We start from the raw sequence: 26,332 nt of genomic DNA, 5'->3' as shown, positions 1-26,332 counted from the left end.
GTCAGACGTGGCGTTGAGCTTTTAACGTGGATACTGTTCCATACGACGGACTGGCTGTTCCAGTTGAGCAGCCGTGATCCATGCCACCACAGAAGGATGCTGCAAAATCTTTTGCATATAACGACGTGTGTTGTCACTCAAGGGTAACTGAAAGGTCTGTAAACGTGTTACCACGGGTGCAAAAAACGCATCAGCAATACTAAACTCACCGCATAGAAAGCCATCCACCACAGTACGACTCGACCAAATCTGCTCGATTCGAGTCACTTCAGCACGCAATTCGGCATGTTCAGACCATAATATCTGACCATGACGACCATAATCCGCCTGCAGATTCATACTGCATAAGCTACGCAATTGCATAAAACTACTGTGCATTTCCGCGCAAATACTCCGTGCCCATGCACGTTGTGTGGGATCTTTGGGCCACAGTGGAAGCTCTTGAAACTGCTCTGCCAAATATTCACAAATCGCCAATGAGTCCCAAATCATCACAGCGTCATGTTGCAGTAGGGGCACCTTGCCATTGGCATGTAGGGCTAACATTTGCTGCTTGAACGCTCCGCCATCTGCTTCTTCAGAAAAAGGGATCAAGATCTCTTGAAAGGGTAAATTAAACGCGTGTAACACCAACCACGGTCGCATAGACCACGTCGAATAGTTTTTATTGGCAATATATAATTGCATCATTTTTATTCTCCACGCGATTTAAATTTTTCCAATTGCGCTAGCAATTCTTTCTCACTAAAAGCGCCCGTCAAACGCAGTCCACGTATCTCTTGATGCGCTGTATCTAAAAATAAATAGGTCGGTGGCCCTAAAATATCCCATTGATTAAGCAGTACTTGATGGGTTGCATCATACTGACTCAAATCCAACTTAATTAAATAATACGGTGCCAAAGCCTGTTGCACTACTGTCGATTTTAAAACTTTATGTTCAATCGGCTGGCAGGCCACACACCAATCGGCATAGACATCAATAATTGCGGATTGACCTTGAGGAATTTCACTTAATAAACGTTGAAACTCTTCCGCTGTATGTGCCACATGCCAAGCACTTTGTTGTTGATTTTCTTCGACTAAAAAACGTTGGCTATGTTGATATTGACTGTACACAATATAAGGTACGGCGGCACAGAACACCAAGATATACAACCATTTGAGCTGAGTACTGCGCCATAAAATGCGCCAAAGCACATAAGCGCTAAACACCAGACCCAGAGCAAGGGATAACCACTGTAACCAAGCTTCACTGATCAATGGTCGAATAAAATACAAAGCCAATGCCAACATAATGAAAGCAAAGAGCACCTTGATTTGATTCATCCACAAACCCGCTTTAGGCAATACCCGTGAGCCAAGGACACTGGCCAACAATAGCGGGGTCCCCATGCCAAAGCCGAGGGTGAATAACAATAACGCACCTTGCCACTGACTTTGGGTTTGGGAAATAAATAATAATGCGCCTGCCAACGGTGCTGTCATACAAGGACCGACCAGTAATGCTGAAATCATCCCCATGACCCCAGCGCCAACGAGACTACCGCCCTTTTGCATCGACTGAGCTTGGTCTAAGCGATTGACCCAACTGCGTGGCAATTTCAGTTCAAATAAACCAAATAAATTCAGGGCAAAAACCACAAAGAGTACGCTAAAGGCAATTAAGGTCGAGGGTTGTTGCAACCAACGCTGGAAATTCAAACCTGCAGACGACGCCACCAAGCCGAGAATGGCATACACCATCGCCATACTGGTGACAAAAGTCAGTGCAATCATCCATGCTTTTAAACCTCGGCTGTCGCGGACAATCAGTGAGGTTAAAATCGGCAGCATTGGCAATGAACAAGGGGTAAAGGCCAACAAAAAACCCAAGCCAAAAAACAGGAAAAGGCCATAAAATATGGAGCTTTGTGCTAATTTTTCAGACCACATTTGGTCACTTGCGGTATAGCGATCAGAAGCCAGTGCAGCATTATCTGCCCGCTGCTGATCTAAACGATTCGCCGTAGGCTGTTCGGCAGTATTTTCTGCTGCAAAATCGAGTAAGCGTTTATTTGGACTGGTAAGATTTTGCTGTGTGACCAAACCAGAAGCATCCGTTTCAAAGCTGATGCTCTGTGGTGGATAACACACCCGATCCTTGGCACAGCCTTGCCAACTGACTTGATAAGTCTGCAGTTTTTGAGTTGGAATTTTAAAACTCAACTGTTGGTAATACACCTGCGTATGACCATAGTTATCGTCTTTTAAATCCTCAGCAGCAGGCAAATCCAAAGCCAAAACTTGATTGCCCTGCTTCACCTCTATTTTGTGCTGATACAGATAATAATGCGCTGGAATATCCCAACTCAGCTCCGCCTGATCTGCACGATCGGAGACGACCGAGAAAGGAAAAGCATCTTCAGCTGAAAGTAATGCATCCTGAGCAGAAACGCCCATACTGAACGACAGCACAGCCGCTGCCGCAACATAAGTCCATTGTTTCATTCAGCTGAATTCATCCTCAGTCTGTATTTATACGTTTTAAAATTTAGGGTTCTTTTAGAACAGGTAAGATACGCCCAAACCTGACTGATAATTTTTATGACCGCCAGTGAGTTCTAGACCGACGCTCGCATCCAACTGCATACGATCCGAAACGGCATATGTCAGACCTGAAGCCAAAGACACTTCCTGATCGGTACTCTCTGCTTTGCGATAAACCAGCTCAGAGAAACCCGATAAATTACCTGCTATTTGATATTCCATTCCCGGAATGGCACTCACAGCCCAATCACCATCTTGAACCTCATAACGCATGGTCATTGAAGTCCCAATTGTATCGCTATAATCATAAGCCACAGCGGAAGTCAGACTATAAATGTCATCTTCAGCACTAAAGCCTTCATTGCCTGTTGCAATAATGGCTTCAGCAAGAATAGCCATCGACAATTTCTCACCATTCAAATCAATGGCTTTTTTCAGGCCAATGCTGACATCACCCAAACCATCGTCTTCAACTGAGCGACCCGCAACTTTGGTTTTAGACCATGTAGGACCTTGCCAACCCAATTGCAATTCCAAATCTTTTGCCAAACCAGTACGGAATAACATGTCTGCATTTAAAGTGGTGCTTTTTACTTTTTCACCATTTTCATCACGACTTTCACTATAGCTCGCTGCTGGCAAACTTTGTTCCCATGCCAAACGACCAACAGGGGTAATGCCTGTACCCATACCCGCACCCGGACGGTCAAATGAAAAATCCGCCGCAAATGCAGACAGGCTCAAACTGGATAATGTTGCAATGCTTAAAACTTTAAATACAGTCATGTTTTTACTCACAATTATGCTAATTCTTTGGTCATTTTTGCGCCATGGCTACGCAAAAGCTCCAAGGTTTGTTTTTCTTCTTCCAATGCTTCCGACCAATTTACCGCGTCAAAATCACAGTCAAAAAATAATTCACTAATCGACGATAAAATGGTTAAACCATCGCTATCAATCATATTTGGATTCACTTTTTCATCCAATAAGCGCTGTACCGCAGGGACACATGCTGCACTCGCGGCGTCCCATAATGGACCATAAATTTCTTCAGCATCCCATAAATGCACATTGGCTTTGGCTTGAATCAGCGCTTCCAAGATTTGCATATGTACGTCTAAATGTTGTGTTTTCTGTTCAGCTGTTAAGGGTTGACCTGCTTCATACGCTTCGCAAACCATTTCCCACCATTTAAACAAACCATCAGACCATACAGAAACCGCAGGTCCTTTTTCAAAGTCGATAAAATTTGGATTAAGACCATCTGCCAACAGGCGTTGCACCTGTGCAAGATCTTGTTCTTCTAACGCTTGCACAAAAAGCTGTTGTTGCGCTGTTAACATCGGGAAAGCTCACTTCAATTTATTTTGATCTATTATGCCGAATAAAGCTGCGTTTGTTTGAATTTCATGTAAAACAAAATACAAAACACACAAAAAAAGCCCCGCAGGGCTTTTTTAAATTTTGAGACTTATTCGTCGTCTACGCTGTCATCCGCTTCAGCAAAAGCAGGTTGCGTACTGCGTGGGTTCTCTTTCTTTTCGAACACATGTTCAAGACTACGTTTAAGTCGATCAATTGCACCGTGAATAGCTGTATCTACATTATGACCACGATGGTTGACCACGACAGGTTTCAAACCTGCTGGACGTGCTTCAATCATACATTTGATGTCGTCGCTGCCGCCCTTGTCCCCATTTTCATCACTTAAATGCACCGAAAAGTGGGTAATGCGTTCACTATGGCGCTGAAATTCTTCATTAAGTTCTGCACGAACGTATGTAATTAGTCGATCACTGTTTATAATGTTTTTATCTGTACGGATTTCAATGTTCATAATATCATCCTCATATCTATCTGTATTAGCTATAAAAATTTGTGCAAAACTTATTATCTTGGCACGTTACATTTGCTGTAAATGTTACAGCAATGACCATCTTCAACTTTGTATGGAACGTCGTCCTCCACATTGAATGATGAACACTTTAGAGTCTGCAGATCCGTGTCCTTATACTTCGAATATCGGTCTTAAGTTAGAATTTTGCAAGTGCTATTTTGATATTTTTTTAATATCCATAAAAAAGTAAGACTTTATTGTAGATTTGCATTGTTTTAATTGATTTGGGTCATATTTTTGTGCATTTCCTCGACGCCCACCTTCTATTTGCACAATTCCATTCAAACTCAAAATCTCGCTTTTACCGTCATCGATCATTCACAGCGTATTTCCCCTTCAAATTACAAAACAATTTTGCCGTTGAGTAAAATTTGGCTTTATTTTTGCTTAATAATCTGTATGCTTTCAGTGCTTCTCGGGGGAGATATTTTTTAATGAAACTTACACAAATCGTTGCATCATGTGCATTAGCATCTGCTGCTGCTTTCACTCAAGCTTCACCTATCGTATGGCAAGATTTCAGCTTAACTGGCCTATATGGTGAAAATTATGTTGTGCCTTTTGATGGTGACAACAATGAACAGAAAACGATCACAGCTGAATATGCCGCTAAACTGAAATATTCAGATGTATTCTTCTTCGTTGACCAAGCTTGGGACAAAGATGATGAAGCATCGACTTACCTTGAGCTTGCACCGCGCCTTAGCTTAGGCGAAGTTTCTGGTAAAGACCTTTCTATGGGGCCGATCAAAGACGTTCTGATTGCAACGACTTGGGAACATAATGCCGGCTACGACAAAAATTCTGAGTTTAATAACTTCTTGTATGGTATTGGCTTTGCTTTAGACATTCCATATACACAGTATGCAAACATCAACTTCTATAAAGCCGATAATGATTCTAAATCAGCCGGTACTAAAGATGATTATCAAATGACGATCACTTATGCTGTGCCATTTAAAATTGGCTCTGAAGATTTTCTAGTAGATGCTTTCCTTGACTGGTCAACAGCTGAAAAAGGGGCGCAAGCTAGTGAATTAAACTGGACAAGCCAATATAAATGGAATATAGGTAAGCATATCTCTCCTAAGACTAAGCTCTACGTAGGTGTTGAACACTCGGTTTGGAACAACAAATATGGCCTGAAAGGTCAGGACCAAAACGATGTCAGCGCTTTGGTGAAATACCACTTCTAAGTTCGACTCAGAACGCGATGAAGAAAAAAGCAAGGTTCATCACCTTGCTTTTTTTATGCCTAAGTTTTTAAATTGACTTTATTTTTATCAGAAATTTGCGCATGTCTTTTCTCATTCGACCTGCAATTCCACAAGACTTAGCGGCCATTCTCGCAATCTATAATCATGAAGTTCTCAACGGCTTTGCGACATGGAATGATCAAGCCTACAGCCTCGACTCTTTTCAACAGAAATTGCTGGAATTCCAAAAGCAAAATTTTCCATTTGTGGTGATTGAAGATCAGGATCAACAGCAAATCGCCGGTTATGCTGACTATGGTTCTTTCCGTCATTTTGCTGGCTATCGACATACTGTTGAGCATTCTGTCTATATTGACCCAAACTATGCTCGACTGGGTCTCGGTCAGCAATTATTAGAGCACCTAATTCAGCATGCCAAAAGCCAAAATATGCATGTCATGATCGCTGGCATTGATCACGGCAATAGCGCCTCGATTGCCCTGCACAAAAAATTAGGCTTTAAGCAAACAGGTTATATGCCCGAAGTGGGACAAAAGTTTGGTGAATGGCGTGATCTGGTCCTGATGCAACTTCAGTTATAACCCGTATTGAGCTGTGTTTATGGTAATTTATCCAAACGAATACCATCTTGTATCACACTCAGCACCGATAAATTATGACGCACCGCATCACGATAAAGATCTTGTAACTGTAAAAAAAGTAGTTTTAATTCGGCCAATTTAAGCTCTTGCTCAGGTGCGGTTTCTGCAATCGTGACCAAATAACGTTTTTTGATTTCATCCACGCTTAACTGTTGTAATGCCTGATGGATTTCTGCAACGCGAACTACAGTATTGTAATGCACTGCAAGGCTCAGTCCCGGTCGTCGCTCTGACAAAGGATGTTCTGCCTGAATGGCATAACTCAGTGCCGCAACTGACTCACTGTTCACGCTTAATAATGGATTCAACTCTTGCCACGCTTCCCCTAAAAAAAAGGAGTGTTGTACAAAAGGTGAATCCAAGACATCTTGAGGGGTTTCTGCTTCTAAAATCAGAGTTTCCAAATCATTCGGTGGGATCAAATATAATATCGCGTCCATATTCTTATCTTCTTGTTATGTCGTACATTTAGATTAATGTAATCCACACAAAAATAAAGCAGATATTTTGTATATTCGACTGCAGTTGATCGAATACTGATGGATGCCCATTCGCCCTTTACCAAAGTTTCAGTACTGCACTTAGCATCACTGAAGCACGACATGCTGAAGCTTCAAATGACGATACTGAGAACAACTTAAGCTTATGGTTTAAAACAAAAAAAATTTATGCCACTCGTTTTTTTGATGCCATTTCCATGACCAGCAACGATTTTTTGAGCGTAGTAAATTGAATGAAAAGAGTAACGAGCTTGATTGATACAAGCCCGCCACACATCGCAGTCAACTAAATGTTAAATCGCCACCAATTCCCGAATGCCTTTTTCAGGCATTTCACTACCGACACCTTGTGCAATCACTTGCCCCCGCGCCATCACGGTATATTCATCTGCCAGTTCTTCTGCAAAATCATAAAACTGTTCAACCAAAACAATCGCCATTTCTCCGCCATCAGCTAACTGACGAATCACACGACCAATGTCTTTAATAATCGACGGCTGAATGCCTTCAGTCGGTTCATCTAAAATCAATACCCGCGGTTCGGAAGCGAGCGCACGGGCAATCGCCAATTGCTGCTGCTGACCTCCAGATAAATCTCCACCTCGACGATGTTTCATTTCATCCAATACGGGGAAAATCTCATAGAGATGTTCTGGCACTTTTCGGGTTTTAGCGCCTTTAAATTTTGCCATCCCAATCAAAATATTTTCTTCAACGGTCAAGGTCGAGAAAATATCCCGCCCTTGCGGTACATAAGCTAAGCCTTCACGTACACGCTGTTCTGGACTTAGCTTAGAAATATCTTTGCCATCCAGTAGGATCTGCCCTGACTTGATCGGTAAAATGCCCATTAAACATTTTAAGAGGGTGGTTTTACCCACACCATTTCGCCCGAGCACCACTGAACATGCCCCCACGGGAGCGGCAAATGTCACATCTCTTAAAATATGACTGCCACCATAAAACTGATTGACGTCTTTGACTTCTAACATGGTCTGCTCCTTAACGTCCGAGATATTTTTCAATGACATCTTCATTGGCTTGGACTTCGGCCAATGTACCCTCTGCCAAAATCGCACCTTGCGCCAACACGGTGACTTTTTCACTGATGGTGTCAATAAAGCTCATGTCATGTTCAACCACAACAAGGGTATGGTTCTTTTTCAACTCTAAACACAGCTCTGCGGTACGCTCTGTTTCAGCATCGGTCATTCCTGCTACAGGTTCATCCAGCAAAATCAACTTTGGGCGCTGCATCAGTAGCATGCCTATTTCTAACCACTGCTTTTGACCATGTGACAACAGCCCTGCCGGTTTATGGATCAATTCTTCTAAGCGGATTTGTGCTAAAGATTCGTCCAAGGCGTTTTGCGCATCTGGATCGAGCTTGCTGAAAAAACTCTTTTTTACTCGTTTATCTTTAGGTGCAGCCAATAACAGGTTTTCCATCACGGTAAAATTTTCAAATACAGTAGGCTTTTGAAACTTACGACCGATCCCAGCTTCTGCAATTTGCTCTGTACTCATTTTTGCCAAATCATAGGTTTGCCCAAAAAAAGCCGAACCTTCTGTCGGACGAGTTTTACCGGTAATCACATCCATCAGCGTGGTTTTGCCTGCACCATTGGGACCAATGATGCAGCGCAGCTCACCTTCTTTGATATATAACGATAAATCATTTAATGCGCGGAAAGAATCAAACCAGACGCTGACTTTTTCTAAATACAGGGCAATCCCGTGACTGAAGTCCGCACCCTGCTCTTTCGGTCGTCCATAACCTTCTGCGGCATGACCGCCATGCGGTTGAACCCATTGATCATTCATTCGCTGCGCTCCTTTTTAAACCGCTCTAATAGCCCAATCACGCCATTTGGCAGGAATATCGTTACCACAATAAACAGCGCACCTAAAATCAATAGCCATACCTCTGGATAAGCCACCGTGAAATAGGTCTTCATCCCGTTGATCAAACCTGCACCCAGTATCGGGCCAATCAGCGTACCGCGACCACCTGCAGCCACCCACACCGCCATTTCAATCGAATTGACAGGGTTCATCTCACTCGGGTTAATAATACCGACTTGGGGTACATACAGAGCGCCTGCAATCCCTGCGATCACGGCAGACAACACCCATGCAGAGAGCTTGTACCATAAGGTGCGGTAACCTAAATATTGCAAACGGTTTTCACTGTCACGAATTGCACCAAGTACGCGACCATAGGGTTTATTCATCAGGTGACGTAAACCGACAAAACAGATAAGCAAAGTCAGTGCCGTGAGGAAACACAAGGTTGCACGCATTGGTGCAGAGGTAATATCCATACCTAAGATGGTTTTAAAACCGGTAAAGCCGTTGTTACCGCCAAAGCCTGTTTCATTGCGGAAAAACAGTAGCGCCGCAGCAAAGGTCATGGCTTGGGTAATAATTGAAAAATACACGCCTTTAATTTTTGAGCGGAAGGCAAAGAAGCCAAAAATGAAGGCAATCAGTCCTGGGACCAAAACCACCAAAGCCAATGCCCACACGATATGTTCAGTACCCATCCAGTACCACGGTAGCTCGGTCCAACTCAAAAAGCGCATAAAGTCGGGTAAGCCATCGCCTGCCGCTTCACGCATGAGATACATACCGAAGGCATAGCCGCCCAAGGCAAAGTACAGACCATGCCCTAAGCTTAAAATGCCGGCATAGCCCCAAACCAAATCTAAGGCCAATGCCACCAAGGCGAGACACATAATCTTGCCAATGAGCGTGACCCAATACGCTGATAAATGCAGTGCTGAATCGGCGGGTAATACATGTAACCAAGGTAAAATCAGTAAAATGGCAAAGCACACGGCAATCGCCATACCGCTATAGGGTTTATCCGATAATAACGAAGTGATTTTCATGCGCTTACTCCACAAAACGGCCTTTGATGGCAAACAAACCTTGTGGACGTTTTTGAATAAACAAAATCACAAGAACCAGTAGAATAATTTTCGCTAAGACTGCACCCATGCCGATTTCCAGCACTGTGCCACTGACACCTAGACCTAAAGCCGCCAATACTGCGCCCCATACTTGGCCAACACCGCCAACCACAACCACCAAGAACGCATCGATAATATAGTTTTGTCCTAGGTCAGGACCGACATTGCCGACTTGTGCTAAGGCACAGCCTGCCAGACCTGCAAGCCCCGAACCTAAACCAAAAGCCATCATGTCAATGCGGCTAGAACGGATACCTACGGCCTGTGCCATTTGACGGTTTTGCGTCACGGCACGAACAAATAAACCAAAGCGGGTTTTATTCAGCAAGTAAACCAGTAATAGGAGTACCGCAACGGTAAAGCCAATAATGGCAATACGGTTATAAGGCAGCATCAGACTCGGTGTCACAGCAATGCCCCCTGACAGCCATGAAATATTCGACACCTCAACGTTCTGCGCACCAAAAACCATGCGCACCACTTGCATTAAAATTAAGCTCACACCAAAGGTGGCTAATAGTGTTTCCAATTGACGGCCATACAAGGGACGAATAACAGTACGTTCAATCAACATGCCGATCAAAGCACTTACAATAAATGCAGTAGGAATCGCGGCAATCAAGTACCAATCGACATAGCTACTGAGATAACTCTTAAACAGGCTTTGCACCACATAAGTGGTATAGGCCCCGATCATGATCAGTTCACCATGCGCCATGTTAATCACGCCTAGCAGACCATACGTAATGGCTAAGCCCAACGCCGCCAGTAGTAAAATACTGGCCGTGCTGAGACCTGAAAAGACATGTCCAGTCCATTCACTGGCCTGAATACGAGTTTTAATATTGCTCTTGGCTTCTGTCAGTGCGGCTTTTAACTCAGGATGCAGGTTGGCTTGTTGTAATTCCTGTTCCACCATCGCCAACACATCGGGACGGTTAGAATCTTGCAGCACTTTGGCCGCCTGTATTTTTTGTAAAACATCAGGGTTTTGATAATCCAAGCGTGCTTTGAGCTGCGCTAAACGGGCTTTAACTTTGTTATTTTTTTCATTTAAATACAATTGATTAATATTTTTAACATCCAACTCAGCCAAGTTATTTTCTAAAATATCAATTGCATCCAAACGTTGGTTTAAATCATCCGATTGCAGCTTTTCTTTCGCTTGCGCAAACGTTAAGGCTTTACGAAGGGTATTCACCAAGGTGACTTGAGATAAATCGGCAGGCCAATCCGTCACGGTTTGCAAATCAGGATAGCTCAATAATTTTTCGTCAGTTTCTAAAATATAGGTTTGACCGCTTTGACCACTATATAACTGGTCTTTTTCGACCAATGCGGCCAACTGATCTAAGGATTCAATATCGCCCGGCCATTGATTCAGTAAACTGCGGCGCTCGGTAAAACTACCGCGAACAAATTGCTGAATGGCGTCACCTTGCTGCACAGATTGCACCGTAGGCACGACATTCGCTGCAGTTTCTGCATGCACGATTTGCAGACAGAATAATTGGCTCAGGAATAGAAAAAGGATCGGGAAATTGCGTAATTTTTTCATCTTATAAGCATCCCTATTGAGTAATAGAACAACCCCATCTAGGGATCACATCAAAACATGCCCACTACACAATGGCAGTAGGCATTTGGATTGAATTATTTCGGGATGTACGGGCTCCATGGCTCTGCAGCAATGGTTTTTGCGGTTTTGTGCACCACATCAAACTGACCATCGGCACGGATCTGACCAATCATGACTGGTTTATGCAAATGATGGTTCGACGCATCCATTTGCAAGGTATAGCCCGATGGCGCTTTAAATTCTTGGCCGGCCATAGCTTCACGCACTTTATCGACATCTGTGCTTCCTGCTTTTTCTACCGCTTGTTTCCACATATTGATGCCGACATAGGTAGCCTCCATCGGGTCATTGGTCACAAATTTATCGGCATTTGGCAGTTTGTACTCCACGGCATACTGCTTCATTTTGTTGGTGAATTCAGTATTCACTGGATTTTTCACCGACATGAAGTAGTTCCACGACGCTAAGTGTCCGACCAGCGGCTTGGTATCGATACCGCGTAATTCCTCTTCACCCACAGAGAACGCCATCACAGGAATATCCGCAGCTTTGATGCCTTGGTTGCCCAATTCACGATAGAATGGCACATTTGAATCGCCGTTAATGGTCGAGATCACAGCAGTCTTTTTCCCTGCCGCAAACTTCTTCACATTGCCCACAATGGTTTGATAGTTGCTATGACCAAATGGGGTATATTCTTCCATGATGTCTGCATCGGCAATGCCTTTCGACTTCAAAAATGCACGTAAGATTTTGTTGGTGGTACGTGGGTAAACATAGTCTGTGCCCAATAGTACAAAGCGTTCTGCCTTACCACCCTCTTCACTCATCAGATATTCAACAGCAGGAATCGCTTGCTGATTCGGTGCTGCACCTGTGTAGAAAATATTTTTAGACTGTTCCTGACCTTCATACTGAACAGGGTAGAACAATAAGCCATTTAATTCTTCAACCACGGGTAAAACCGACTTACGAGATACCGACGTCCAGCAACCAAAAATCACGGCTACTTTGTCTTGGGTAATCAACTGACGAGTTTTTTCCGCAAATAGTGGCCAGTCCGATGCCGGATCCACCACCACAGGTTCTAGTTTTTTGCCCAATACCCCGCCATTGGCATTAATTTCATTAATCGCCATCAAGGCCGTATCTTTTAGAGAAGTTTCTGAGATCGCCATCGTGCCTGACAGCGAATGTAAGATCCCGACTTTAATAGTATCGCCACTTGCTGCAGCGGCTTTTGGTTCTGATGTAGCGCTTTCTGTTTTTTCTTCTGCAGGTTTTGAACAGCCCGTTAAAGCAATCGCCCCAGTCATCGTTGCCGCTAAAATACTTTTAGCAAATACATTGCGTTGAAACATTATTCACACTCCCAACCTAAGCTTGTAATTCACATTTTTAAAATGCATTTGTTGTCTTTCATCACAACAGAGCAATTCAATAACTGTGCCAAGCCTTATTTTTTATTTTGATTGAGTGCTTTTATTTATTTTTAAATGTTATTTTTCACATAGTTACAATCATAAAATTTGCTTTTAATTTTTTATGGGTCGATTCAAAAATCGTAAAATCACCGCAAAGATGCATACAAACTTGTATCCAACATTTGACCTATAATTGAACAATTTTGCGACGTTTTTCAAAAAACACGGTGTTTTGGCACACAAATCATGCAGCTTTTCCTAAATTTGAAGCAAAAAAAAACCACTTGCGTGGTTTTTTCCTTGTTGCAATTTTAAACCGCTAAATCGGCCAAATTACCCTTCTGTTCCAACCAATATTTACGGTCTGAAGAGCGCTTCTTCGCCAATAATTTGTCGAGTAAACCTGAAGTAAACTGTACGTCATCCAAGTCCAGTTGCACTAAACGACGTGTATCGGGATCCATAGTCGTTTCACGCAGCTGACTCGCGTTCATCTCGCCCAATCCTTTAAATCGAGTGATTTGAGGATTTTTGGTTTTACATTTCTTTAAGATGCTTTCTAGTTCATCTTCATCCAAGGCATAGTGCACATCTTTATTGTCATCTATACGGAACAGCGGTGGCATCGCCACAAACAGATGCCCTTCCTCAACCAAAGTATGGAAATGTTTGACGAACAGTGCGCAAAGTAAAGTTGCAATGTGCAAACCATCTGAGTCGGCATCGGCCAAGATACAAATCTTGCCATAACGTAGTTCTGACAAGTCATCACTGCCCGGATCTACACCAATCGCAATCGCAATATCATGTACTTCTTGCGATGCCAAAACTTCGTCTGAAGACACTTCCCAAGTATTTAAAATCTTACCACGGATTGGCATGATCGCTTGGAAGTTCTTATCACGTGCTTGTTTGGCAGAACCACCTGCAGAATCCCCTTCCACAATAAACAGTTCTGATTCTTCGAGGGTATGGCCCACACAGTCAGCCAGTTTACCCGGCAAAGCTGGGCCGGAAACGATCCTTTTACGTTCAACTTTTTTCGCAGCTTTTAAACGGCGACCAGCCTTAGCAATCACCATTTCAGCCAGTTGCATAGCAATATCGGAGTTTTGATTCAGCCACAGTGCAAAAGCATCTTTGGCAATATTTAACACCACACCAGAGGCTTCACGGCTTGAAAGTCGTTCTTTGGTCTGACCTGAGAATTGTGGCTCTTGGAATTTCAAAGACAGAATAAAGTTGACGCCATCCCAGACATCTTCGGCAGATAGCTTCATATTCCGTGGCAATAAATTCCGTAATTCACAGAATTCACGAATCGCATCTGTCACACCCGAACGTAAACCATTGACATGGGTACCGCCTTGCGCAGTCGGGATGAGGTTGACATACGACTCTTGAATGGACTCACCACCTTCCACATTCCAACAAATCGCAAACTCAGCGCTGGCACGCTCTGCCTCACCGGTCGCCACAAATGCAGGGGCAGGAACGATGTCACGGTCTTGCAGTTCATCCATCAAATAGTCAACCAGACCATTTTCAAATTGCCATTCGATCTTTTCGTTGTTGATTTGATCGATATAAATAATCTGCAAGCCTGCTGCCAAAACAGCCTTGGCTTTTAAGTTGTGTTTTAAGGCTTTCAGCGCAAATTTAGGCGAATCAAAATATTTGGCTTCAGGCCAAAAATGCACGGTAGTACCCGTTGCACGTTTAGCGCATTTACCTTCCAACACCTCAAGCGGTGCCACAGGAACGCCATGTTCAAAGGCCATTTTATACAGGTTGCCATGACGTTGAACTTCCACCTCAACACGGTTGGACAATGCGTTGACGACAGAAATCCCCACACCATGCAGACCACCTGAAAATTGATAATTGTCTGTGCTGAATTTACCGCCGGCATGTAGTTTGGTCAGAATAATTTCAATCCCGCTTTGACCATACTCAGGATGGATGTCAACTGGCATCCCACGACCATTATCTTCAACTGACAATGAGCCATCTTTATACACTGTCACGGTAATTTTATTGGCATGTCCTGCAAGCGCTTCATCGACGGCGTTATCTATCACTTCCTGCGCCAAATGGTTTGGTCGTGTAGTGTCTGTATACATCCCCGGACGACGACGTACCGGATCTAGGCCAGATAAAACTTCAAGTGATTGAGCCGTATATTGCGTCACGTTGCAAAATTCCCTGCTTTTTGGTTAAAACATTTCTTTAAGCGCTACAGTATATGCTTTTTTATTAAAATGCATATCTCTTGCGATCAGCCGCCATTTTCTTAAACAATTTAAACGTCAAATGATGTCGTAACTGCCCATTATTTGTATGTTAGATCTAGCTGGTCAGCATTTGTATTGGATCATTTTATTTAGGCATATTTTTGACAGCATCGGACAAAAACTGCAAGAGCATCGGTATTTTTTCTGCAAAATCATCCATGCCATGTGTTCCACCCACCTCAGTGATCAACATGGCCATGCCGGCTTGAGCCGCACTATAAAAACCAGCGGCATCTCGATAATCCAAGGTTTCATCGCCTTGTTGGAGCAAGACCAACAGTTGATCTGCGTTCTCAACCTTAGATACCGCCAAAGCCTGCATTTGATTGAGCTGTGCATCATCTAAGCACCACGTTTCAGTCACCTGATAGGGCAATGCCGTCTCGCCAAATAAGTCACGAAATAATTGCCATGGATAGACCGCAGGATTGATGAGCACCGCAGGAATATGATGCCGTGCCATCAACTGCGTCGCATAAAAGCCACCTAAACTGCTGCCCACCAAAACCACATCATCTAAACCTTCAATCAGCTCTGACATCTGCTGCATCACCTGTAGCGGTGGCATATTCAAATCTGGCAAATGCACATGCACACCATTTAAGTCTGCGCAATAGCGCCGCAATATCTGTCCTTTCACTGAATTTGAGTTACTTTGAAAACCATGCAAATACACAATATTCATCATTTTGATTCCAAATTGATCTTTAAATTGCTTTAAAAGTGGCATATAAGTGCTAACTGCGTCACATTTTTAAATTTGAATTTTTAGCAAAATTGTCAGACAAAAGGCATTCACCGACAGGTCTGTTATCGGTATTGTAAAAGCTGTTCGTGAGAATTGTATAAAATAAACAATGAAACTTCAGGCTATTCCAGTAATAAATACAATCGAGGGATAGCATTGAATGTAAGGATAGGAACATTATGCCTAGCTTAACACCATTGCATGAAACCTATTGTAAATGGGACCGCACACCACCCAGTCAAGCAGATGTGCTGGAAGGTTTGGCACAACTCGTGACAATGCGTTTTAGTGATGTCGTGCATGACTTGATCAAAAACATTCAACGTGAAATTTTAATCAGTATTTTTGGAATGAGCGAACAAGGCTCGAAAGCCTTTCATAAGCAGCCGACCATTGCACGGATTTATGAATTTTCTTACAACACCTTTTTCAATTATGGCAATTATTTACTCGCACCAACGCTGCGTAGCATTATTGAAAAATTCCCACGCTTACACGACAAACCGCTCACGCCATCTTTACATTTTTTAGTGGGCGCGCTGAATGGGGTCTTGGGCGACTATTTACTGAAATATCACAACCCGATGGCCTTACCCATGGTGGTTTACGACCATTATGGTGCGGTACAAAAAGGCGAATTAACCGGTCGTATTACCCTGTTGATTCATGGGCTCTGCATGAATCATCTGTCATGGTCGATAGCCAAATATGGCGGCATTGGTGAAAAATTACTGTCACAACGTGACCACAACACCATGCTGTATTTAAATTACAACACGGGTCGTCGTATTTCGACCAATGGCCGCAGCCTAGCCAATACATTAGAAGATTTGGTCCGTCGCAACCCCGGTATTACCAGTATCGACTTAATTGGTCATAGTATGGGGGGCTTAGTCTCCCGTAGTGCCATTTTTTATGGCAAACAAAATATGTATCAATGGATTCATCAAGTCGAAAATCTAGTCTGCTTGGGCTCACCACATCATGGTGCTGTGCTTGAACGTGTCGGATTTCATCTGCAAGATCAATTGGGGCGTTTCCCCGTGGTCAAAATCGTGGGGCACGTGGTGAATATTCGTAGTAACGGCATTTTAGATTTGCGCTATGGCAGCGTGCGTGATGACGATTGGGAACATAATGATGTCCGCATTGGGCTCATGGATGACAACCGTAAACCTGCCCCGATTCCATCACATATCAATACCTACCTCGTGGCAGGGACCATTGAATATGAACATCGTCGCAATAAAACGCGACATGTGATTGGAGATTACTTGGTCAGTGTGAAAAGTGCGTTGGGGGAACATCCAAATGCACGGTATCAACTGAAAGTGCCAGATTCACATAAAGCAATTTTTTATGGCCTGAACCATTTCGAAATTCAGCATCATCCACAAGTGGCCGAACAAATCGTGCATTGGTTCTATCCAAATAATGACGATAAAGCTTGTGATCATATCTATGAATTTATGATGGACTTGGAAAGTATGGAAGGCATTGCCCTGACCTAAGGTAAACATCCCCCATTCAGACTCGTAAAAAAAGCCCTCAACTGAGGGCTTTTTTTATGTATCACTGAATTAAAATTTATCACGTAAACGTGGCACGGGTTTGCTTGGGTATTTACGTATTAACTGCCAAAGACTGAGCAAAGTTAAGACCGCAAAAAACACCAATGACCAAACCGGTAATGATTGTCCCAAGAACGTCCAATCCACTTTGGCACATTCACCAGAGCCGGTTAGTACTTGTTCAAAGACTGATTTTAACGGCAGCGTTTCTACCCAATAATCCAGTCCTGGGCCACAGCTAGGTACTTTGTCTGGCGGTAAGTTTTGCAGCCAAATATGACGCGCAGCCACCCCAGCAGACCAAAGAATTGATAGTATCCCCAACAATGCGTAAATGCGTTTACCCCAATTCGATGCTGGATTGTGAATCAACGCAATCAATGAAATGATGCCGAGTCCAATCAAACCAATACGTTGGAATACGCATAATGGACAAGGTTCTAAGCCTTGTACATGTTCTAAAAACAGCGCAAAAGACATACCGATCACGCTGGCTAAAAACAACAAACCACTCACGAAGCGGAAACTCCATTTCATGGTAAATCCTCTTAAAATTTTTTATCTAAAGTTTTTCAAATATTCTTCAAAACTCAAGGTGCAGTCTTGCTCAAGTTGAGCCTGTTTTTCTAAAGACTGCTCAGCAGCTTGTGCAAAATATGCTGCAGTTTCAGGGCTCAAAACATGCTGCTCATACACTTCAGCATGTTGTAAGGCCATAAAGCTACCAAAGCCCCAAGTTCCACCTTGTTCTAAAGTATCGCTAATCATACGTGCCGACAATGTTTCATCGACTTCATCGATGCGTGATTGCATCACAGCCATTGCCTGAGTGTAAATATCTGTATTGTAAGAATCATCCAGCAATTCAGCCAACGGTTGCATCGCTGCAACATGTGTACGACACCATGTTTCAATTGGAATCGCTTGGCCTTGCTGTAAAATCACTGCGTTTGGCGCACGGCCACGGTTTACTACTTCAGCCTGATTTTTCTCAATTTCATTTTGTTCGGCATCTAACAATGCTGGGCTGTCTTGCAATAAACAGTATAAAGCCACCACTTCGAGCAAGCCTGCCGTGTCTTCATTGATCCCAATTGGGCTATAAGGATTGACGTCTACTGCGCGTAATTCTACATAACCCACACCACGATTTTGCAGGGCTTCAGATGGTGTTTCACCATCCTGTGGCACTTGTTTCGGACGAACCAAACTGTAGTATTCATTTTCAATTTGCAACACGTGGTCATTAATTTGAATCGGTTCACCCTGTTCATCATTTAAACCTAAATGACTAAATGCGGCATACGGGGTATGCACCGCTTTTTGCAAACCTTCCAAATATGCCTGAATGTCGTTGTAGTGAATCCCTAACTGTTTTTGTGCTGAATTCTGATAGCCAAAATTTCCCATACGCAGCGCCGTTGCATAAGGTAAAAATAACGTGCCTTTTAAGAGTGGTAACAGCTGATGTTCACGTCCGGTCATAAAACATTTACACACCGACGGGCTCGCCCCAACCAAAAACATCACCAATGGCGTTAAACGGATAAAATTACGGATCAGGCCAAAATAACGATGACTACGATAATCCTGTAAGCTCAATGCTTTGAGGGCATCGTCAGTTTCGTGCTGTTGTAGTGCTTCAAAGAAATGATCTGGGAAGGATAAATTATAATGCACCCCTGAAATGGTCTGCATCCGGCGACCATAACGCACCCCTAAACCACGACGGTACAAGGTTTTAAAGCGCCCAATATTCGAGCTGCCATATTGCGCTAAACGAATACTGTCTTCGTCTTTATCCAACATGCATGGCATCGACAACGGCCAAAGTTTTTCACCATGTTCTAAATGCGTATGCGCAACAGCATGAATATCTTGCAGATAATTCAACGCCTCGGTAATGGTTTCTTTTGGCGGTGTGATAAATTCCATTAAAGCTTCAGAATAGTCTGTCGTAATATGCGGATGAGTCAAAGCCGCACCCAAGGCTTGGGGATGGTCGGCCTGAGACAAGAAACCGTTGCTTTGCATACGTAAGCTTTCACGCTCAATACCGCGCAACATTCCTTTAATCAGCGAAGAATCTACCCAAGTCGGTAAAATGTCTTGAGAGGTCGATTCGGGTTGACTCATTGCTATCTCGCTTAAATGGAAGAAACTACTAAAATAAAATCATCAGTTTATATCAGTATAACGCGATTTGAAGTGGGCAAATGACCCACTGTATAGTTTTGAGACAAACCGTGATTTTATTTTGGCAATTTTTTATCACAAACTTACTCTATATGACATTTGAAATTTGTGATTTTATAAACAAATATATGCTAATAATGCTTAAAACTTATGAATTATCAAGATATTCTCGAATTTTGGTTTAACCCAGAAAATCAGCCTAATTGGTTCGCTAAAAGCAATAATTTTGATGTTTTAATCGAAAAAAAGTTTAAAGACATCCATCAAGCGGCCAGTCAAGCAGAACTGTGGCAATGGCGCACCACAGCCGAAGGTCGCTTGGCTGAAATTATTGTTTTAGATCAATTTTCTCGAAATTTATTCCGTGATTCTGGCTTGGCTTTTGCCCAAGATGCACTGGCTTTGGCGCTTGCCCAAGAAGCCATCGCGCAGGGTTTAGATCTACAATTAAGACCTGAACAGCGCTCATTTTTATATATGCCCTTTATGCATAGCGAATCGACAAAAATTCATCAAAGCGCGTTAAAATTATTTGAGCAACTGGGCAATCCGATCAACTTAGAATTTGAAAAAAAGCATAAAGTGATTATCGATCGATTTGGACGTTACCCGCATCGCAATGCGGTATTGGGCAGAACATCCACAGCAGTGGAATTGGAATTTTTAACCCAGCCCAATTCTAGCTTTTAATTGACGGCTTTTGGCCAGTATCTCCCCTTGCCAAGAACCGACTGAACAGGAGTATGCGCATGAACAAACTCATTATCGCAGCAGCCATGACCGCAGCACTGGGCTTCACCGGCTGTGCAAGCACCCCATCGAAGCCTTTAACCTTCGAACAATTGGGTCGTTATACTGCAACGCCATTAAATGCTCAAAGCTATCGGATTAGCTTCCAAGCTAGACCCAATATGAGCTATGGCACTGCCGAAGAAATCACCTTGGTTAAAGCTGCTCAAACCACCCTAGACAATGGCTTTCAATATTTTAAAGTCATGGATGACCCGAGTAACCGGAGTCAAAAACCGCCGCGCCAAGCAGTGATTTACCCAGACCCTATGCCTTATCCATATGGCTATTACCGTCGCCATCCCGGCTTTTGGCCAGGCCCGTTTTATGACGTTCCACAGGTGGTCACACTCGATCCAACTCAAGTTTCCTACAGTATTACTTGCTATAAAGATCGTGCCAAAGCCCCTCAGGATGCCTTTGATGCTCGCTTGATTTTGCAGTCACTCGGGGCTAAATATGGTTTAGACAGCCAAGGAAATCCTTTGCCTGTAGCCGCTGAGCCTGACACCAAATAAGTCAACCCATAGAGACCCGATCATTGATGAACCCAATTGAACAGCCCGCTGTTTCACCCAGTCTGCAACGCAGTAAACGCTTTGCCACCATTGCTTTGGTGGTGGCTGTGCTGGCGTGGATTGCATTGATGATCGCAGCTAAATTGCTGCCCGAATACGTCTGGCTCATTCATATTTTGATGCTTTCAGCAGAAGCTGGCGTGGTTGGTGGTTTGGCAGACTGGTATGCGATAACCGTTTTATTTCGCAATCCCTTTGGTCGGATTCCGATTCCTAAATTTTTACGTGACCACACAGAAATTATTCCTCGTAATAAAGCACGCATTGCCGAGTCAATGGGCCGCTTTGTTCAGGAGAATTTTCTTTCACCACAAGTGGTTGAAAAAAGCTTAGCGGAGACGGATCTCTCTCTTGCCGTCGGGAAATGGTTGGCCAATCCGCACAATAATGCTCAAGTGACCCAAGTCATTCAGCAAACGGTACCGAAAATTTTCGAATTTGTCGGTCAGGAACAAATTGGACGCTTTATCCAAAATAACAGCGTGCAATGGGTGCGCAATACGCAAGTCAACCATCTAGCCAGTGAAATGCTGCGAGCAGTTTTAGAAAATGACTTCCATCAAGACGTCCTGCAACGTGGACTGGATTTAGCCCATGATTGGATGCTACAGCATCCTGAACAAACTCGTGATTTATCTCGTCAATTGTTTAAAGAACTTGGTGTTTGGAAGCTCGCCAAAGGTGCGAGCTGGATTGGTATTGATGTACAGCAGCGCACCATTGATTCACTGGTCAGTCGTGTCGAGTCCATGCTTGCTGACCATGAACATCCGTGGCGCCGTAAAATCGAAGACATGGCACAGCAGCTTATGCAGCAACTGGCGGACAATCAGAGTGTTGCCAGCCAACGCCTGAACAGCACCAAAGATGCCATGCTCGATAGTCCACAAATGTTGAATTTTATCAGTGGCGCAGTGGTGATTTTATGCGACGCGATTCGTTCTGATTTAGAAAAACCCGACTCTGGGATTGCACAAAACCTACGTGTCGCCATTCAACAAGTGGGCGAAAATATTGTCTCTAATGTCGCTGTACGCCAATTGCTGAATGAAAAAATGAGTGATATTGCCATCAATCTCTCCGATCAATATAGCGAAAAAGTCATTCGGTTTATCAGTGAGCGTATACACGAATGGGACTCACGTGAAATGATCGATAAGATCGAAAACGAAGTCGGTGGCGATCTACATATGATTCGAGTCAATGGTGTCGTGGTCGGCGGTTTTATTGGCCTTGCACTGGGGATTATTCGTGCCTGTGTAGAATGGCTGCTTTAGCCGCCCGCTACAGTCCTTCTCACAGGAGATAGGTCGTAGGTTTGAGCTTTATGCGTAGAACCGTTAAACTTTGTCGATCTGAAAATTTAATAGAACAATAAAATCTATGCATTTACCTGCCATCTATACCCTACCTTTCATTCTGATTATCAGTAGCTTAAGCGCTTGCCAGACCATTTCCAAAACCAGCAGTACAGTCAGCAACAAAGTGATGGGCATGCTCGGTAAAGAAAAAGCCCTTGAAATCGATAAAAAAGGCACAGTCGATATCAGCAAAAGTACCCAACAACAGTTAGAAACTCTACTGACCAATATGCCGAAAAATCAGTGGGTCTATATTGAAAATGATCAACAAGGTACATCTACCCTCAAAAATAAATCGGCAGATAATTTCACCTTGAGCCTCAAATTGAATTGCAAAATCAGCACGCAGCGCCCAACGTTCAGTTTAAGCAATGCGGATGGCCAAGACATCCTAAAAGCACATGACACGAATGTGGGGCAAATTCAAATTTTGCTCGACAATAAAAACTTTGGAAATCCGTTTGAGACCGCCAATCAGCAAAAGTTCCAAAGCTTTAAAACCACTATCGCTCAAGCCAAAGTCATCAAAGTGTTTAATGCCTCAAAACTCTATACCTTCCAAAACAACAAAGCCGAGTTACTTTCTAAAGCCGTAAGTTGTCGCGATAGCCTATAAATATTCGGGGCGAAATGCAGTAAGTCACCGTTTGACTCAGCTGTGACTTACATGCAGGCTTATTTTGCAGGTGGCTGCGGCCCAGACATATCGACCAACAGGCCTGTAAATTTTCGAACAAACGGCAATAAAATCAGCACAATGGGAAAAGCAATTGCCCAAGAAATCATCCAATTATGCAGCCATAGGGTAAGAAAACCCTCAAACCAACCTAAATTTCTGAGCATATTAATAAACGAAATAATGCCGCTCATGAGACAGGACAAAATAAACGGCACGATAATCAGCGCCCAACGTGCAGCTAACTTCGGCACATTGCCAAAAATTTTAGGGGTGGGTTGTGACATGTCCATATACTCGAGCAGTGATCCTGAATCGCTAAACCACTTATATCGTTTTACTTCGATATAAGCAATGCTTCACTTTTATCGAATATTTTTTATTCGCAACAAATGGGTTCACCTAAAGAGCCTGAAATTTGCTATATTTACCGTTTTTCTGCGACATTTATTTTTCGACTGATTATGAATACGGCAATACAAGCAGCGCTCGATCATGCAGTGCAATCCCTTCAAGCTGAAGGTGTACTCCCAAATGACTGGAACAATACTAGCAATTTGACCCGAACCAAAGACCGAAGCCACGGTGACTTTGCGTCAAACATTGCCATGATTGCCTCTAAAGCTGCAGGTATGAAGCCGCGTGATTTAGCCGAAAAAATTCTGGCAAATCTTCCAGAAGTCGCAGATATCAGCAAAGCAGAAATTGCAGGTCCTGGCTTTATTAACTTCTTTTTAAATGCTGACCAACGTTTTGCTGTCTTAGACCAAATTCAAGCTCAGAAAGATCAGTTCGGTCGCACACAGGCCAATGCTGAAAAACGTGTTCAAGTGGAATTCGTTTCAGCTAACCCAACGTCTAGCCTACACGTTGGTCATGGTCGTGGCGCAGCTTACGGTATGACCGTTGCCAATCTTCTTGAAGCAACAGGTGCCAAAGTTGACCGTGAATACTATGTCAACGATGCTGGCCGTCAAATGGATATCTTGGCGACATCAACTTACTTGCGTTATTTAGAATTGACCGGTCAACAACTGGTCTTCCCTAAAAATGCATATCAAGGCGACTACGTTAAAGAAATCGCACAAAGCATTATCGACAAAGATGGCGATGCTTATGTACGCCCTGTTGCCGACATCTACAAAGATGTTCCTGAAGATGTGCAATATGCTACTGAACTCGATAGCGAAGGCAATAAAGTCGTTGTTTCAGGCGATAAAGAAAAACACATTGATGGTTTGATTCATAATTCACAAAACCATTTGGCTGCGGGTTACCGTGTGTTCCATCAAGCTGCGCTGAAAGCCATTCTCGATGACATTAAAGATGACCTCGGTGAATTTGGCGTGACTTTCAATCAATGGTTCAGCGAAGCAACCTTGACTGAAAAAATTGATGAAGCATTACAAATGCTCGATCAACGTGGTTTCTTATACGAAAAAGATGGCAACATCTGGTTCAAATCAACTGATTTTGGTGATGAAAAAGACCGTGTTGTGAAACGTCGTAATGGTCAAACTACATACTTCGCATCCGACATTGCTTATCACTTAAATAAACTACAACGCGGCTATACCGATATCATTGATATTTGGGGTTCAGACCACCACGGTTATATTGCACGTGTGAAAGCAGCGATTGATGCGCTTGGCTATGATTCTAAAAAATTGACCGTACTTTTGGTTCAATTTGTGAGCCTATGGCGTGGCGGCGAGATGGTTCAAATGTCATCTCGTTCAGGTCAATTCGTGACTTTACGTGACTTACGTAAAGAAGTGGGCAACGATGCTGCTCGTTTCTACTACGTCATGCGTAAATCAGAACAACACATTGACTTCGACTTAGACCTTGCTGTGTCTCAAAGTAAAGACAATGCGGTGTACTACATCCAATACGCACACGCACGTATCTGCCGTATGCTCGAAAAAGCGGCTGCGACAGACGTTCAATTCTCTGCTGAAGCTGCACGTCAATTTGCAGCTAAACTTGAGTTAGAAGCTGAAACTGAAGTTCTTGCTAAACTTGCGGCTTACCCTGAAATTGTGGTTCGTGCAGCAAACAGCTATGAACCACACCAAGTGGGTAACTACTTGAAAGAATTAGCGGCGTTGTTCCATGGTTGGTACAACGAAAATAAAGTCTTGGGTGATGATGCAGAACTGACTCAAGCTCGCTTATTACTGTCTGTAAACGTACAGCAAGTTTTACGCAATGGTCTTGAATTATTGGGTGTGAGTGCGCCTGAATCAATGTAAGCCATTCTTAGTATACGTTAGAATCCGTCCATGTATGAACCATATACATTGACGCCTATACAGGCTCTTTATGAGCCTGTATTTTCATGGATATTCAGTCATCTTTTAATGAAAACTTGAAGATGTTGAAATTGTGAAAATTAAACATAAACAGCATGACAGTCATGTAATATATAATAATCAGAACTTGGTTTTGGGTCAGTTCCTACTAGGTTCGTAACAATTACAATTAAAGAGGTTTCCTCGTGTTTGGAAAAACGCAACGCGGTGTATCAGAGCGGCCAAATCAGCCTAAAAAACCATTGATTCCTGCATGGTTAGGTACACTTGTGATCATTTTAATCGTGTTGAGTTTCTTGGTGGCCTTGATGTTATGGAAACCATGGGAGCCGGTAAAACCGAAAGGTCAAATTACCTCTGAACACTACCAAGAAGAAACCAATAAAGACTATCGTTTCTACGACCTATTGCCTCAGCAACAAGTGACGCCAATTCCTGAACAAGCTGTTCCAGAAACCGAAAATAAAGAAACGGTGGTGATTGTTGATGCACCAGAACAAAAGCCAGTTGAAACCACAGAGCTTGGACTAGAAACCACAGAAACTGCGCCTGTTGCTGCAAGTTATATTCTGCAAGTGCGCAGTTATGATGATCCTGATCAAGCCGATGCACGACGTGCTGAAATTATTTTGAACGGTTTATCTGCCGATGTGATTCAAAGTAATGAAAACGGCAAAGTTTGGTATCGCGTTGTGTCTGGCCCCTATGATTCACAAGAAGCTGCTGTGATTGCACAGCAAACTTTACGTCATAGCAGTATCGACTCGATTGTCGTAAAACGCTAAATTTTGAAATTAAAAAAAAGCGCCTGATGGCGCTTTTTTTTATTCATTCCTTTAATAAAGGGAGGTTAGAAGGGATTCTTTTTTGAATACATCAGCTTAGCTCAAAAACCTCTCCCTAACCCTCTCCTAAAGGGCATAGGTATCTACACATTTTTTATAAATTGAATGCGATCTGAGCAATCGCATTCAGCTCATCAGACGAATACTCTGACAACAACTGAAGAGTGTTCAATAGTATTGAAAGCCCTGCCAGTATGG

At 43.2% G+C, this 26,332-nt stretch carries 25 protein-coding genes; 9 read left to right on the top strand and 16 right to left on the bottom strand.

Features of this window, described 5'->3' with window-relative positions; all coding sequences use genetic code 11:
* Positions 1 to 21: 21 nt before the first annotated feature.
* From FTU17_RS10905 to FTU17_RS10885, 5 genes are all read right to left on the bottom strand, one after another.
* Positions 22 to 690: a glutathione S-transferase family protein gene (locus tag FTU17_RS10905; protein WP_180135467.1), complete on the bottom strand. Its 669-nt coding sequence runs from the start codon at positions 688 to 690 to the stop codon at positions 22 to 24.
* 2 nt (positions 691 to 692) lie between these two features.
* On the bottom strand, positions 693 to 2,489 hold the full coding sequence (gene dsbD, locus FTU17_RS10900) for a protein-disulfide reductase DsbD (RefSeq protein WP_180135465.1): 1,797 nt from the start codon (positions 2,487 to 2,489) through the stop codon (positions 693 to 695).
* Positions 2,490 to 2,543: 54 nt separating this feature from the next.
* Positions 2,544 to 3,314, bottom strand: coding sequence for a transporter (locus FTU17_RS10895; protein WP_180059749.1), 771 nt, complete (start codon positions 3,312 to 3,314; stop codon positions 2,544 to 2,546).
* A gap of 14 nt (positions 3,315 to 3,328) precedes the next feature.
* On the bottom strand, positions 3,329 to 3,871 hold the full coding sequence (locus FTU17_RS10890) for an ankyrin repeat domain-containing protein (RefSeq protein WP_078190592.1): 543 nt from the start codon (positions 3,869 to 3,871) through the stop codon (positions 3,329 to 3,331).
* Positions 3,872 to 3,999: 128 nt separating this feature from the next.
* Positions 4,000 to 4,365, bottom strand: a complete 366-nt coding sequence (locus FTU17_RS10885; protein WP_078190593.1) for an HPF/RaiA family ribosome-associated protein — start codon at positions 4,363 to 4,365, stop codon at positions 4,000 to 4,002.
* 494 nt (positions 4,366 to 4,859) lie between these two features.
* On the opposite strand from FTU17_RS10885, the gene FTU17_RS10880 reads away from it, so the two are divergent.
* Both FTU17_RS10880 and FTU17_RS10875 read left to right on the top strand, forming a co-directional pair.
* Entirely contained in the window at positions 4,860 to 5,621 is a 762-nt protein-coding gene (locus FTU17_RS10880) for an outer membrane protein OmpK (RefSeq protein ID WP_168379688.1), read from the top strand.
* Positions 5,622 to 5,722: 101 nt separating this feature from the next.
* A complete protein-coding gene (locus FTU17_RS10875) occupies positions 5,723 to 6,223 on the top strand; it encodes a GNAT family N-acetyltransferase (RefSeq protein WP_111885126.1) in 501 nt (166 codons plus the stop codon).
* 17 nt (positions 6,224 to 6,240) lie between these two features.
* Here the strand turns inward: FTU17_RS10875 and FTU17_RS10870 are convergent, their stop codons facing one another.
* From FTU17_RS10870 to FTU17_RS10835, 8 genes are all read right to left on the bottom strand, one after another.
* Positions 6,241 to 6,723, bottom strand: coding sequence for a DUF1877 family protein (locus FTU17_RS10870; protein ID WP_180116803.1), 483 nt, complete (start codon positions 6,721 to 6,723; stop codon positions 6,241 to 6,243).
* Positions 6,724 to 7,076: 353 nt separating this feature from the next.
* Positions 7,077 to 7,775 (bottom strand): urea ABC transporter ATP-binding subunit UrtE, encoded by a 699-nt coding sequence (urtE, locus tag FTU17_RS10865; protein WP_068532840.1) that lies wholly within the window; start codon positions 7,773 to 7,775, stop codon positions 7,077 to 7,079.
* A gap of 10 nt (positions 7,776 to 7,785) precedes the next feature.
* Positions 7,786 to 8,607: an urea ABC transporter ATP-binding protein UrtD gene (gene urtD, locus FTU17_RS10860; protein WP_168379685.1), complete on the bottom strand. Its 822-nt coding sequence runs from the start codon at positions 8,605 to 8,607 to the stop codon at positions 7,786 to 7,788.
* On the bottom strand, positions 8,604 to 9,677 hold the full coding sequence (gene urtC, locus FTU17_RS10855; protein WP_180004373.1) for an urea ABC transporter permease subunit UrtC: 1,074 nt from the start codon (positions 9,675 to 9,677) through the stop codon (positions 8,604 to 8,606). The genes urtD and urtC overlap by 4 nt, the downstream gene beginning before the upstream one ends.
* A 4-nt stretch (positions 9,678 to 9,681) precedes the next feature.
* Positions 9,682 to 11,316 carry an urea ABC transporter permease subunit UrtB gene (gene urtB, locus FTU17_RS10850; protein ID WP_180135463.1) on the bottom strand — a complete coding sequence of 545 codons (1,635 nt, stop codon included), beginning with the start codon at positions 11,314 to 11,316 and terminating at the stop codon, positions 9,682 to 9,684.
* 95 nt (positions 11,317 to 11,411) lie between these two features.
* Positions 11,412 to 12,698, bottom strand: coding sequence for an urea ABC transporter substrate-binding protein (gene urtA, locus FTU17_RS10845; RefSeq protein WP_180004371.1), 1,287 nt, complete (start codon positions 12,696 to 12,698; stop codon positions 11,412 to 11,414).
* Positions 12,699 to 13,072: 374 nt separating this feature from the next.
* Entirely contained in the window at positions 13,073 to 14,953 is a 1,881-nt protein-coding gene (parE, locus tag FTU17_RS10840) for a DNA topoisomerase IV subunit B (RefSeq protein ID WP_180063040.1), read from the bottom strand.
* A 187-nt stretch (positions 14,954 to 15,140) separates the two neighbouring features.
* Entirely contained in the window at positions 15,141 to 15,740 is a 600-nt protein-coding gene (locus tag FTU17_RS10835) for a YqiA/YcfP family alpha/beta fold hydrolase (protein ID WP_180135479.1), read from the bottom strand.
* A gap of 242 nt (positions 15,741 to 15,982) precedes the next feature.
* Between FTU17_RS10835 and FTU17_RS10830 the strand changes: the two genes are divergently transcribed.
* Entirely contained in the window at positions 15,983 to 17,314 is a 1,332-nt protein-coding gene (locus FTU17_RS10830; protein WP_180135461.1) for an alpha/beta hydrolase, read from the top strand.
* Between the two features lie 69 nt (positions 17,315 to 17,383).
* Here FTU17_RS10830 and FTU17_RS10825 read toward each other — a convergent pair whose 3' ends face one another.
* Entirely contained in the window at positions 17,384 to 17,911 is a 528-nt protein-coding gene (locus tag FTU17_RS10825; protein WP_180135459.1) for a disulfide bond formation protein B, read from the bottom strand.
* Between the two features lie 21 nt (positions 17,912 to 17,932).
* A complete protein-coding gene (gene gshA, locus FTU17_RS10820; protein WP_168379700.1) occupies positions 17,933 to 19,510 on the bottom strand; it encodes a glutamate--cysteine ligase in 1,578 nt (525 codons plus the stop codon).
* Positions 19,511 to 19,720: 210 nt separating this feature from the next.
* Here gshA and FTU17_RS10815 point away from each other — a divergent pair, with 210 nt between their 5' ends.
* From FTU17_RS10815 to FTU17_RS10800, 4 genes are all read left to right on the top strand, one after another.
* The gene (locus tag FTU17_RS10815; RefSeq protein WP_180135457.1) at positions 19,721 to 20,260 is read left to right on the top strand and encodes a DUF924 family protein; all 540 of its coding nucleotides are present in this window, start codon (positions 19,721 to 19,723) and stop codon (positions 20,258 to 20,260) included.
* A gap of 59 nt (positions 20,261 to 20,319) precedes the next feature.
* Complete coding sequence (locus FTU17_RS10810) at positions 20,320 to 20,877, top strand: hypothetical protein (protein WP_180135455.1); 558 nt, start codon at positions 20,320 to 20,322, stop codon at positions 20,875 to 20,877.
* Positions 20,878 to 20,903: 26 nt separating this feature from the next.
* Complete coding sequence (locus tag FTU17_RS10805) at positions 20,904 to 22,214, top strand: DUF445 domain-containing protein (RefSeq protein WP_180108897.1); 1,311 nt, start codon at positions 20,904 to 20,906, stop codon at positions 22,212 to 22,214.
* A gap of 106 nt (positions 22,215 to 22,320) precedes the next feature.
* Positions 22,321 to 22,914 carry a hypothetical protein gene (locus FTU17_RS10800; RefSeq protein ID WP_180135453.1) on the top strand — a complete coding sequence of 198 codons (594 nt, stop codon included), beginning with the start codon at positions 22,321 to 22,323 and terminating at the stop codon, positions 22,912 to 22,914.
* 59 nt (positions 22,915 to 22,973) lie between these two features.
* Here the strand turns inward: FTU17_RS10800 and FTU17_RS10795 are convergent, their stop codons facing one another.
* A complete protein-coding gene (locus FTU17_RS10795) occupies positions 22,974 to 23,261 on the bottom strand; it encodes a DUF2798 domain-containing protein (protein ID WP_372491143.1) in 288 nt (95 codons plus the stop codon).
* Positions 23,262 to 23,438: 177 nt separating this feature from the next.
* On the opposite strand from FTU17_RS10795, the gene argS reads away from it, so the two are divergent.
* Complete coding sequence (gene argS, locus FTU17_RS10790) at positions 23,439 to 25,229, top strand: arginine--tRNA ligase (protein ID WP_168379703.1); 1,791 nt, start codon at positions 23,439 to 23,441, stop codon at positions 25,227 to 25,229.
* Between the two features lie 245 nt (positions 25,230 to 25,474).
* Complete coding sequence (locus FTU17_RS10785; protein ID WP_180135451.1) at positions 25,475 to 26,074, top strand: SPOR domain-containing protein; 600 nt, start codon at positions 25,475 to 25,477, stop codon at positions 26,072 to 26,074.
* Positions 26,075 to 26,332: the final 258 nt, after the last annotated feature.

This window comes from Acinetobacter sp. YH12070, assembly GCF_013419625.1.
Taxonomy (GTDB): domain Bacteria; phylum Pseudomonadota; class Gammaproteobacteria; order Pseudomonadales; family Moraxellaceae; genus Acinetobacter; species Acinetobacter amyesii.
The sequence above is the reverse complement of the archived record's forward strand: the minus strand, read 5'-3'. Positions and strand labels throughout refer to the sequence as shown.